13 protein-coding genes are annotated in these 10,691 nt (G+C 47.8%); 7 read left to right on the plus strand and 6 right to left on the minus strand.

All coding sequences use genetic code 11. The features are described from left to right. Positions 1-412: 412 nt before the first annotated feature. The 3 genes from AC5I6P_RS18145 to AC5I6P_RS18155 form a co-directional block, all read right to left on the minus strand. Positions 413-652, minus strand: coding sequence for a transposase (locus AC5I6P_RS18145; protein ID WP_495695204.1), 240 nt, complete (start codon positions 650-652; stop codon positions 413-415). 335 nt (positions 653-987) lie between these two features. Further along, a complete protein-coding gene (locus AC5I6P_RS18150; RefSeq protein ID WP_495695187.1) occupies positions 988-1,164 on the minus strand; it encodes a hypothetical protein in 177 nt (58 codons plus the stop codon). Between the two features lie 95 nt (positions 1,165-1,259). Beyond that, positions 1,260-1,763: a helix-turn-helix domain-containing protein gene (locus tag AC5I6P_RS18155; RefSeq protein ID WP_495695188.1), complete on the minus strand. Its 504-nt coding sequence runs from the start codon at positions 1,761-1,763 to the stop codon at positions 1,260-1,262. Between the two features lie 341 nt (positions 1,764-2,104). Here AC5I6P_RS18155 and AC5I6P_RS18160 point away from each other — a divergent pair, with 341 nt between their 5' ends. The 4 genes from AC5I6P_RS18160 to AC5I6P_RS18175 all read left to right on the plus strand — a co-directional run bounded on the left by AC5I6P_RS18160 (position 2,105) and on the right by AC5I6P_RS18175 (position 5,186). After that, on the plus strand, positions 2,105-2,392 hold the full coding sequence (locus AC5I6P_RS18160) for a hypothetical protein (RefSeq protein WP_495695189.1): 288 nt from the start codon (positions 2,105-2,107) through the stop codon (positions 2,390-2,392). Positions 2,393-2,453: 61 nt separating this feature from the next. Beyond that, on the plus strand, positions 2,454-3,398 hold the full coding sequence (locus AC5I6P_RS18165) for an ArdC family protein (protein ID WP_495695190.1): 945 nt from the start codon (positions 2,454-2,456) through the stop codon (positions 3,396-3,398). A 139-nt stretch (positions 3,399-3,537) separates the two neighbouring features. Next, positions 3,538-3,939 carry a DUF6876 family protein gene (locus tag AC5I6P_RS18170; RefSeq protein WP_495695191.1) on the plus strand — a complete coding sequence of 134 codons (402 nt, stop codon included), beginning with the start codon at positions 3,538-3,540 and terminating at the stop codon, positions 3,937-3,939. A 230-nt stretch (positions 3,940-4,169) separates the two neighbouring features. Next, the gene (locus AC5I6P_RS18175) at positions 4,170-5,186 is read left to right on the plus strand and encodes a PDDEXK nuclease domain-containing protein (RefSeq protein ID WP_495695192.1); all 1,017 of its coding nucleotides are present in this window, start codon (positions 4,170-4,172) and stop codon (positions 5,184-5,186) included. A gap of 197 nt (positions 5,187-5,383) precedes the next feature. Here the strand turns inward: AC5I6P_RS18175 and AC5I6P_RS18180 are convergent, their stop codons facing one another. Further along, positions 5,384-5,704: an ATP-binding domain-containing protein gene (locus tag AC5I6P_RS18180; RefSeq protein WP_495695193.1), complete on the minus strand. Its 321-nt coding sequence runs from the start codon at positions 5,702-5,704 to the stop codon at positions 5,384-5,386. A 295-nt stretch (positions 5,705-5,999) separates the two neighbouring features. Here AC5I6P_RS18180 and AC5I6P_RS18185 point away from each other — a divergent pair, with 295 nt between their 5' ends. The 3 genes from AC5I6P_RS18185 (at position 6,000) to AC5I6P_RS18195 (ending at position 7,354) form a co-directional block, all read left to right on the plus strand. Further along, positions 6,000-6,518: a hypothetical protein gene (locus tag AC5I6P_RS18185; RefSeq protein ID WP_495695194.1), complete on the plus strand. Its 519-nt coding sequence runs from the start codon at positions 6,000-6,002 to the stop codon at positions 6,516-6,518. 100 nt (positions 6,519-6,618) lie between these two features. Continuing rightward, the gene (locus AC5I6P_RS18190) at positions 6,619-7,215 is read left to right on the plus strand and encodes a HEAT repeat domain-containing protein (protein ID WP_495695195.1); all 597 of its coding nucleotides are present in this window, start codon (positions 6,619-6,621) and stop codon (positions 7,213-7,215) included. Between the two features lie 13 nt (positions 7,216-7,228). Beyond that, positions 7,229-7,354: a hypothetical protein gene (locus AC5I6P_RS18195; RefSeq protein WP_495695196.1), complete on the plus strand. Its 126-nt coding sequence runs from the start codon at positions 7,229-7,231 to the stop codon at positions 7,352-7,354. Between the two features lie 523 nt (positions 7,355-7,877). Here the strand turns inward: AC5I6P_RS18195 and AC5I6P_RS18200 are convergent. Beyond that, positions 7,878-8,228 (minus strand): DUF6788 family protein, encoded by a 351-nt coding sequence (locus tag AC5I6P_RS18200; RefSeq protein ID WP_495695197.1) that lies wholly within the window; start codon positions 8,226-8,228, stop codon positions 7,878-7,880. Positions 8,229-8,295: 67 nt separating this feature from the next. Then, positions 8,296-10,167 carry a helix-turn-helix domain-containing protein gene (locus AC5I6P_RS18205; RefSeq protein WP_495695198.1) on the minus strand — a complete coding sequence of 624 codons (1,872 nt, stop codon included), beginning with the start codon at positions 10,165-10,167 and terminating at the stop codon, positions 8,296-8,298. Positions 10,168-10,691 lie beyond the last annotated feature (524 nt).

The following is a 10,691-nucleotide window of genomic DNA, read 5'->3' on the forward strand; positions in this document are numbered from 1 at the left end:
TCTGCTTCCCTCCTAGCTTTCGTTTCAACTTCCAGTACTTCTGTCAGTCAAGCAGTGTAGCGACCACGCAATCAAGCAATACGGCAGCAGAGATGGACTGAGTTCCGTCACTTGCATTTTGTTTAACAACTTTTTGAAAAGGAGAATGGATGACTTAAGCAATGATTGAGGGCACCTTTTACGCGACCTTTGGAGATACGTTTTGAAAAAGTTTACGGGAGACGAACGTTACCACGTTGATCTCCTTTTTTCCAAGCAGAAAGTAAAGAACAAGCGTAATTGGCGGGCTTAGGCTTTTAGTAGTGGCAATTTGATGGGTTCAATCAATCTGGCTTCAAGAGATTTCAGAGTATTTCTTCTAAGTGCCGCGCAGTAGAGAGCTTGTCCTCTCCCTACTGATTGTGATACCAAATCAAAAAATGCCTGCGACAGATAATGCATCTACAATAAAGCCAAAGCCAGTCACAGAAGCAACGGTTTCGGTTGTTAAATCAGCGATCAATTTGTCCACTTTCGTTTGTAGTTGAGACAGGTTCTTGAACAGTGCCCAGCGCAAATCCTTTTTCAAGTGCTGCCACAATCGCTCGATTGGATTTAACTCCGGGCAATAGGGCGGTTGAAACAGCAGGATGATGTTATCTGGAATCACCAGGTCTTTGGCTTTGTGAAAGGCTCCATTGCCGCTTCGCGAGAGCCAAAGGCAACGGCTTGGAAGATGTTGAGGCTATCGGGATAGGCTTGAGAAAACTGGTCGAGAAAAAGCTGATAGCTTCAGGGGGTGACAACGACCTTGAAGCGTTTGTGCAGAAAGAGATCTAGGCATTGAGCAGCAAAAAGAATCTGATTTTATTACTATGAAAGGATAGAAGCTGCCGCTTGGATTAAGCATTCTGTCATCCCTGGATTAGGGCAAATGTTCTATGAATGGCAAAAGCAATACCACTTTTTATCGGGAGCAGAACGGCTGTAACTGGGCTGTGGCAGTGATTACAGGCTCGTTGTCACCCCCTGAGGCTGATAGCACTGGCTATCGACATGGGTAAATTGCAAAAAGAACTGCTCTCCGGTGATCGGTTCCACCGCACCATAGATCCAAAAGGCTTTGAACTGCCATTGCCAAGTGCCTAGTGGTTTAACGCCTAAGCTCGTGATTAAGCGTCCCACCGTCGTCTTCAACCCAAAGCGACTCTCGTCAGCAGCAAAGTAGCGAATCCGTTTGAACTCCGGTTTTACTCGCCCTGCATACTGTTTAAGCAGGATTAGGTCGTCGCCCAGGTTTGCTTCAATGCCTCACGGGCTTCTGAGTTCTGTTTGGCATGAACTGGACGAGCGGCTTTCAACTTTGCACCTAAGCGATACCGTACCAGATGATGCACTGTGGCATACTCGGCCTCCACATTCAAGGTTTCTGATAACCATTGCTGCACTTGCGTATAGCTGCCAAAGCCTGTCTCAGGGTCATCTAATCGTCGTTGCAGGCTCTTCACCGCCCACGCTGGAATGACCTGCGGTCGTCCTGGACTTTGGTGAATTTCGAGCAGTCCGTTCAATCCCGTTTCCCGGTACCGGCTCAACGGGCGTTGTACACTCCCCCGATTCCGCCCGACCACTTTTGCAATCGCGCTAATACTCATGGCATTCGGTAACTTCAGCAAGTACAACACTTGCAACCGCTCTTTTAGGTTCGCATCAGATTGCTGTTGAATCAGCGCTTCCAGTTCTGCTACTGTCTCTTGAATTTTGATGCGAGTAACACCGACCATTGCTGTTTTTCTCCACACGGTAGAATCTAGTCTCTCATTTGTCACTCCCTTTTTTCAATTTGGTATGACTTGCTCTAGCAAGCGCAAGTGAGAAAACCAAACTTTGATTAATAATGATGAACTAATCAATTAAAAAAGAGGGCATGCTTTTTACCAGCAAGCTCACGTAACTATATTTTGAAAAAACAAAAGGCAGACTCAAACGTTTCTAAGCGTTTGGTCTGCCTTTTTTCTTGGCTTTTACACGGTGAGGCTCAATTTTTGAGCATTACCGTTTCTTAACACGGCGGGAGGGTAAACCAAGAAGGTTTACTTACTGCCTTTTTCATAAAGGAATGGCTATGAAGACTTATCTTCAAAACTGGCTTTACGGAGAACCCTTTTTTGGACCGGAGGGCGACCTTACCCCGGTCGAAGAAGCGTCTCGCGAACAAGATCTCCAAGAAGTGAAACCTTACCTTCTTGGAGAATTTGAGTATGTGCTTTCAGAGCAGCTAGAGCCGATACGTAAGGATCTTAGTAGGCTTGAAAGCACAGTTGTTACACTGCAAATACTCCTTCTCCTTGCAATGCTGACAGAAGGAATACTGCTGGTAATTCTTATTTGTTTAGTTGACAAAGGCATGTAATCCCCAGGGGATCGAACGTTCTCACCGTTCGATCCCTTTTTTTGTTTAAAAGGAGCAAGAAATGAATACTACACCTAATATTCAAGGAAAAAACACTAACCTCTATGAAGAAGTTACCAACTCAATCATCGACGCAATTGAGAGGGGAGTCGACCGCTGGAAGATGCCCTGGTATGCGATCGATACACTCCCGATAAACGTCTGTACGGGCAACTTCTATCGGGGCATCAACATACTGCTTTTATGGGCGACTGCGCTTCAACGCGGCTACCTCTCGAATCAGTGGGGGACCTACAAACAATGGGCAGAGCAGAACGCTCACGTAAAACGCGGTGAGAAGTCAACACTCATCGTCTTTTGGAACGTTGTCGATCGCAACGACAAAAGACCGCAGGCTGAGGAAGCTCCAGACATGGAAAGCGAGTCTGAGATGGGCACAAGGCAAGTGCTCTTGGCTCGAGGCTACCGTGTATTTAACGCTGAGCAGGTCGTAGGCTACTGCCCAAAACCAACGCAAGCGAGCCCTAGAGCGGAACGCATTGCAGTCGCAGATGCTTTCTTTAATTCGCTTGGGGCCACCGTGCACCAGAGCGATCGCGCCGCCTATCGACCCAGTAACGATGATCTGCTCATGCCACCCTTCGAAGCGTTTATCGCCGCCGAGCCGTATTACAGTTCCCTCGCTCATGAATACATTCACTGGACGGGTGCAGCACACAGACTTAATCGCTCGCTGACGACGCGCTTTGGGTCCGAAGGCTATGCGGCTGAAGAACTCGTAGCAGAGCTGGGAGCGGCCTTTGTGTGCGCCACCCTTGGCTTTAGCACCACCTATCGGAAAGACCATGCAGCCTACATCCAAAGTTGGCTTGCGCTCTTGAAGAATGACAAGAAAGCCATCTTGAATGCCGCTTCTCACGCGCAGAAAGCCGCTGATTTTCTGCAAGCAATGGGCGCAAAGCGCCACTCCAAAGGAACCGCCGAAACACACGAAGCGGCTGCGTAATCCTTGGAAAAAATAATGAGCAAGTGATTGAAGCAAGCAACGGCTTTTATCACTTCTCTCATTTGAAACGTTTAGACAGGCGAGATGGCTTTACCCGTTCGTAAAGCCATTTCGCCTTTTTTTATATTGGAGCGAATATATGAAAACAAAAGCAGAAAAAATCGGGGCACTCGCAGAGCTTCATCGCTTTACCGGTACCCTTGGCTACTATCGCTATAGTCCACAGCTGTTTCCCAACGTTGTCCTGACCGACGGTGTGCGATTTCTGGTAGAGACGGCCCAGTGCTACTGGCTGGTCGATGCGATCGCGGCGATTCAATCCGACCCTACGGTTTGCAATCACCCACAATTAGCAGAACTTCAGTTCTGGACCTTACTCGTTGACGAGAATGAGTCGGCAACCCTTTTATGCGAATGGGAGAGTGACGAAGTGGTTTACACCCAGAAGATTGAGTGGGCTGACTTTCCGCTTCCACAGCAAAGAATTTGGGTGGCAATTGAGGAAAACTGTATCGTCATCATGCTACCAAGCGAATACTAGGGAAGAAGAAAATAAAAGCGTTGGTTGAAGCAAGTATGGATTAACGCTTTGGTAGCTTGGGGTGAGAAAAATACCCCCTTGAAAAGTGCCTCTTTGTAGGCGCTTTTTTTGTGTCTAAAATTCTATGGAGGTGGTGGTTCAAGGAGACTTAGATACTCACTATAAGAAGTGCCTTGAGCATGGCACGATACCAGAGGGCGCAATCAGAAAGACTTTCTTAAGGAGTGTCGGTGAGCGAGATTGTAGAAGGGTATGGGGCTCTTTTGGGAGAGATTAAGAAGCGCATCCAGTCCGCGCAGTATGAGGCGCTAAAGGCGGTTAACCGAGAGCTAATTGCGCTGTACTGGGATATTGGCAAGCTCATTGTGTCCCGCCAGGAAGGGGAGCCATGGGGAAAGTCTGTAGTGGCGACACTGGCGCGAGATTTACAAGCGGAGCTGCCAGGGATTAGCGGCTTTTCAGCTTCTAACCTTTGGAGAATGAAGCTTTTTTTCGAGACTTATCGAGAATCTGAAAAACTCGCACCAATGGTGCGAGAAATTGGCTGGACTCACAACATTGTCATTTTGGAGAAGTGCAAAGACGACCTAGAACGGGAGTTTTACATCCGGATGACCCGTAAGTATGGGTGGACGAAGAATGTGCTGATTCATCAAATTGAGAATCAGTCGTATGAAAAGACGTTGCTGAATCAGACAAATTTCACCGAGACGGTGCCGCCATCGTTACAGTCCCAGGCAAAGCTTGCGGTACGGGATGAGTACACCTTCGACTTTCTAGAGCTGGGAGAGGAGCATAGCGAACGAGAGCTGGAGCAATCGCTACTCCTCAGAATTGATACGTTCTTGCGGCAGATGGGGGGTATGTTTGCCTTTGTAGGAAGCCAGTACCGTTTAGAGATTGGTGATCAAGAATTTTTCATCGACTTGTTGCTGTACCACAGGCGTTTACGGTGTTTGATCGCGGTGGATCTAAAGGTCGGTCGATTCCAGCCGGAGTATGTCGGCAAGATGCAATTTTATCTTTCGGTGTTGAATGACCAGGTGCGCTTAGAGGATGAGAACCCGTCAATCGGCATTATCCTGTGCAAGTCGAAGGATAAAACTATTGTGGAGTATGCGCTGAAAGACACGGCTAAACCGATCGGGGTGGCAACCTACCAAATTGTCTCGACCTTACCGCAGGAGCTTAAGGGGCAGCTTCCCACACCAGAGGAGATTGCGAAGTTATTGGAAGGAGTAGAGTGAGGCAGTATTGTTTAAGGGTAAATGAGTTTTTTGGGCAAGCACCTCGTGCACAATTGATGCGCCGGAGTAAGCAGCGTTGGAATGCTTACGCCTTCTCAAGACAGATAGTTTCAACCGCAATCAACGGTTAGATCGCATCGTCGTCCACCAGCGATCGCTGCGAAGGTCCCCGATCGGTAAACTTAAGCCTCGTGCCACTAGAGAGCACCCCGTCGCACTTCATCGTAGAACAGATAATCGGAGGGGGTACCCGGATCTGTGATCCCCGACAAATGCACCCAAGCTTGAGATCGAGTCAACGCCACAAAAAGTTGATTGCGCAGTAAAAGATTATCTTCTTGCTCGGCAGCCCTCTCCAGCCCGTCGATGTAGACGAATTTCGCTTCATGTCCCTTGGCGCGATGAATGCGCATTTTCATTCGCTGAAAACGATATCGCCCGAAGGTCCTCATCCAAGTCATTTGTCCAAGCGACACTTGAACAATTAACTGATCGTAGAGCAGGACATTACAGGACATTAAGAGAAGCTGGCAGTTTGATCTCCGAAATCTCTGACTTAGTTGCTGGATCTATTTTCTAGTGATGACCAGAAGCAAGCATGAGACCATCGTTGTGCTCGGCGAGGCAATCGCACTCACGTACAGCGAGAACTAAGGCAGGGAATCAGCATGAGGGCAATCGACAATTCCGATTCGTTCACACTGCAAATACCACTTCATCAAATGTCAACTACCGGATCATGATCTAATAATTGTCGCACAATGGGTGAGAACGAACGTTAGGCGTTTTCAATATTCAAGTTGCATAAAACGAATGTGGTATTTCAGTACACGAGTCATTCGTGGTGTTGGCGATCCTGAGTGGGCAGGCTATATTGACTTTCTCGGTTTACCCCATCTGTCTGAAGTCCGTACGATTGATTCATGGTGCAATCTTCACGCTGATGACTCAGGCTATTGGGAGTTTCAATCTCTAGAAGAAGCTTTAGGAGAAGCATGGAGGGATGAGTTGCTGCCTCTTCCTGTTCCTGGCAAGCAATACTATCAACTCTTCACAAATGCTTTGACAGAGCAGATTCCCCAAGCTCATCCCAGGCTTAAGCTACTGGGATACGATTTATCCGATGAAACATGGACCTCATCATTGTTGAATTGCGGTCGATGGGAAGGGGTATTGGCTCCAATTGCGCAACGGATCAATCAGTATGGATTGCTCAATCTTGATGATGCTAAAAGTGCTCAAGTTCTTTTACCAGAGGTTTGGGATGATAATCCTCATGCTTTCGTGAAAATTTGGGCTTTGTTTGAAGTTCTGCAAGACACAAACATCTAACAAACGCCTCTGCACACCGATTGCCTTATCAGAAGTGCCGCGAACAAAGATAGTAATAAGGGCATTAAATCAGTCTTGCTCGCTCGAATCGAGGAAAATTATGATGGATCTTGAAGAAGTTAAACATCGATTTCCCGAAACTGCCCATGGCATTGAAGCGCTCGAACGATCTGGGTTCAATTCGCGCAATGATGATTGGATCAATACACTCAACCCGGAACTCGCGAAAACGGCGTGTTGGGTGATGGGAAAAGTGGGAGACCCTTACGATGCAGATGTCCTTGTCCAGATCCTCTCTAGCGATCGCAATGATCTATGGCGAGAAGCAGCTACAGCACTCAGCCTCGTTGCCACTGATCAACATCTCGCGCCCCTACAGTTAATTCTTACAACCGCATCTAATCCAACGCAGCGCGAAGGGGCGGCTTATGCGATCGCATTTCTATCCCGTTGCCAAGTCACCGAGGAAATGATTCAGACGCTGATCAACATTGCAGCAAACGAGGCTGAGATTCCCGCTGTTCGCGCTCAAGCACTGGAAGGACTGGGCAACAAGCTTTCTCAGGATTTTGCGCCCGCTCTCTATCAAGATGGTGTCGCGGCTCTGATGCAAGCCTTAGATAGCCCTAACGCTGAAGTTAGATTTTGGGCATGTTTTGCGGCAGGAGCTACGCTTGCGCAACAAGCAGTTCCTTAAACTTCAAGAGATTGTGGAGAGTGACACTACGGTTGTCCCAGGGTGGTGGACTGTAGGAGAAGAAGCAGAAGACGCGATTACGCTGATTAGGGGCGGAGAGCGTCCACTGCGTCAGCCACGAGAGTTGCCATCCTCCTAATCAGCAATCGTTTCTACCCAGGAGAATAAAAGCCATTTTTAGCTTTAGTGAGCTTCAAGGGACTTAGACATGGAGTGACTGCTGCACGCTCAATCTCTGGACACAGCTACAGGTCATTCATGCCGTTCTGAACCCATCGAATTCAAGAACGCACATAAAACCGAACCCATCCCCGTCCAACCGTCCTACGCAACCTCATGCTCTCCCTTGCCGCCGCGATCGCAGATCTCAACTGAATCGCTGCAGGCGGCATCCGTCTACAAAGCTAAAGTCGGAAATTTTCAAAGGAGTTCAGTATCAAGCACTTGGCTATACTCTGACTATAGTCATAATTTTCTATTTGACAGCCGTGTGGATGGATAATGGACACAGTGCGATTGGTGTGAAACTAGCAACTTAGCTGGAGGTTCATACTGAGATCCAAAAATAGTAGCTGCTAACCATTCATGGTTAGCAGCACAACGATTAACACAGACGTTTTGCGATCGCATTGCCATTCTTCTGCGATCGCACTTTACCAGTCCTAAGATGTCCGCTCTTCTTCCCACGGAGGGCGCTTGCCCACATAGAGGCTTTTTACCTTCCCCTGATCGCGCCAGTAGGCATACCAGTAAGGACCATGCCCAACCTCGGCGAGTTCACCTTCAGCACACGTGCAGTCTTGTCGCCCACACCGCCGCTTTTCCAAGTGATAAGCTTTGCCTTCGTACTGGCGACGATCCACAACAGCAGCACTCCCTTTTTCGAGAACGAGGGCAGCATTCCTTTCTGCCTCGACGTGCTCGGATAGCCAATCGAGGAGCGCTTGCCTGTCTTCTAGGGAGAGACGTTGAATGGAAGCTTTAAGCGCAGGAACCGTAGGACGTCGAGGCATTTTCTTGTGTAACAGAGGCAGTTATATGCCCATTGTTACACAAGAAAAGGGAGTAATCTCAATCCCGCTAGAGCGGTCCATCAAGATTTCTGAGGAGGGCTTTGATTTCAGCCTGATGCTTCGGCTGAATCTTTCTCTGCCCTTTGAGCCAGCGAGTCACTAACGAGCGATCAACGTTCAATTTATCGGCTAACTCTGCCTTAGTCATTCCCTTAGCATCTAATGCTGCTTGAATCACCTCGCCTGTTAATGCAGATGGTTGAACGGGTGCGGGAGCGGGTTTCAACACAGCAGGAATATGACCTTCAAGCTTTTCTTGGATTCTTGTTGAAGGCTTGATCACTACGATCGCTTTAAGCCAAGTCGCTACCCAGTTGCGAGGACGGTAACCAGCATCAAACTCATCCCTCACTGCCCAGTCGGGGCGAATGCTTTCTGGGTAAGTTGCTTGGTCAAAACCAATTTCCCATCCCAATTCTTTCAGCGTTAGCAATGCACTATCCCATTGCTCGATTAATTTCACTCGGCGTAAACGATTCTTCTGAATTGCTTCTAGAAGTTCTTTTGGCTCTAGCCGTTCTAGTAATGTTCTCACCTCATAACGACCATCCTCTCGAATCCGACTCATAATGGTGAGAAAGATCGCCAATTTTGAAGCCAGTCGTTGACGATAAGGATTGATCTGAAGCGTACTTTTTGCTAGATAACCATATTGAAAGAGCGCTTCTTTCGCGCTGGCCTCACCCGCATTCAGAAATTTTTCGGTCCAGATACCAGGTCGCACCTTGATGTGTAACTCATCTGGTTCGCCCGCTTCATAGCTTGGAGAATCGGAACTGTCCGCGTTTACCGTAAGCGCTAACTGACCTGCATACCCGAGTCCTTCAAGAATCCACATCGCGCCTCGCTCAACGTTGTAGCGCTTTGCACCAATATTGATGTTGCTGACAAGAACAGAAAGGCTACAGACCAATTCCACTAAATGTCCAATCTTCTTTAGCTTTTGCGCGATCGTAATATCTGTGCGTTTGTCCCAACCAAAGAGCCGGATTAAATCTGTGCCCTGCAACCGAATTTGGTCTGCCCACGGTTCTTCTGAATCAGTTGCATACGAAGCAAATATGAGAAAAACATACGCGGCTTCAGGACCAAACTGCTGAATAATCTCCCATGCGGCTTTACCTGGAACCAGTTCAATTTGCTGACTTGAGGGGCTTTGACGCACAATTTGATGTTGGATGAACCCTTCTCCAACTAGCTTTTTCCAGTAAGGGTATTCTCCGTCTTCCCATTGAGAGTTAATCAGCGCTTGAGCACCTGTGAGAATGGGATAGCCAGTCGCAACTCGTTCGATATCAGCATCCTGAAATAAAGGCTCGCGGGTCGCCGCAGAGGTAACAGTTTCAACCCCCAGCAATTTATCAATCTCAGAGGTGCTATAGGCTGATAAATCTAGATGTCTAAGCCACTGACTTGCGGTGTAAAAAGCGCAGGCACCCGTTACTAACGACTCCCGCCACTCATCACTATCGGTCAACTCGCTCCCCGCTTTTACAGACAACATTCCAACCACAGAGCAGTCTGATGGCATGAGCGATTCTTGCTGCCACTGATCAAGATGCGCCAGAATCCAGGTCGCCGTTTGATGCCAAAACTCATCTGTCTTCAGTACCGAACGAAACCGTCGTTCGAGTCGTTGGATTGTCCGCTTATGTAAAGCGCCTATCTTTTCAGTCTCACCATAGAGATTGACGACATCTGCGTCACTGTCTAACCGCGCTTGAGCAGTCTGTAACCTAAACTGATTAATTCCCGTCGCTACATTGACCAGCACCAAGTTCAGAAATGACCTGTCTCCCCTCAACTTCGCAGCGTGAGCCTGCACCCGATCTTGAGCTACTGAAGATGGCATCAGGCTAGAAGCAATGGAGTCAGACACGATTGACAGTGAGTTTAGATCGTTAAGCTGAGTCACAGCAGGAAAAGAGATTACATGCGCAAAAGTATACCTCTGAGAATGCAAACTCGCTTTGACAACAGAAGATTGTCAACAAAATGCACCTTTATCACTGTAAAAACTCATGCCCAAAAAACTGCTGTCTAGCTTCCACATGGGGATAGCGCGCCTACCGTTCGCGGTTTTTCATACTGAGGAAGACTAGAATCTAGAAACATCATGTCTAGAATCGCTGAACATTTAGCGAATTAGTTGTTTATAGCCCGAATTGTAGATAGTCACCTCATTCAACTCGATTCCTTTCCTGGAAGCCGTTGTAGCAATCAGCTTATCAACCACGTAGCGTCGGTTGCTTTGATTGACTTTTAATAAATTTTAACAATTGACAAAATTGCCAATCTCACTAGCATCTCGCAACATATCCTATTCGCTGTCTCATACCAGGGATCATGCAATCGCGTTGACAGAATTGCCAGCTCCACTAGTATCCCGCAACATATCCCACC

This window comes from Myxacorys sp., assembly GCF_059501405.1.

What these genes read in the sequence shown, in the direction of transcription:
- AC5I6P_RS18165 (WP_495695190.1), top strand. Translation starts at nt 2,454, where the DNA reads ATGAATACTACACCTAATATTCAAGGAAAAAACACTAACCTCTATGAA.
- AC5I6P_RS18155 (WP_495695188.1), bottom strand. Translation starts at nt 1,763, where the DNA reads ATGGTCGGTGTTACTCGCATCAAAATTCAAGAGACAGTAGCAGAACTG.
- AC5I6P_RS18180 (WP_495695193.1), bottom strand. Translation starts at nt 5,704, where the DNA reads ATGTCCTGTAATGTCCTGCTCTACGATCAGTTAATTGTTCAAGTGTCG.
- AC5I6P_RS18185 (WP_495695194.1), top strand. Translation starts at nt 6,000, where the DNA reads ATGTGGTATTTCAGTACACGAGTCATTCGTGGTGTTGGCGATCCTGAG.
- AC5I6P_RS18200 (WP_495695197.1), bottom strand. Translation starts at nt 8,228, where the DNA reads ATGCCTCGACGTCCTACGGTTCCTGCGCTTAAAGCTTCCATTCAACGT.
- AC5I6P_RS18190 (WP_495695195.1), top strand. Translation starts at nt 6,619, where the DNA reads ATGATGGATCTTGAAGAAGTTAAACATCGATTTCCCGAAACTGCCCAT.
- AC5I6P_RS18170 (WP_495695191.1), top strand. Translation starts at nt 3,538, where the DNA reads ATGAAAACAAAAGCAGAAAAAATCGGGGCACTCGCAGAGCTTCATCGC.
- AC5I6P_RS18160 (WP_495695189.1), top strand. Translation starts at nt 2,105, where the DNA reads ATGAAGACTTATCTTCAAAACTGGCTTTACGGAGAACCCTTTTTTGGA.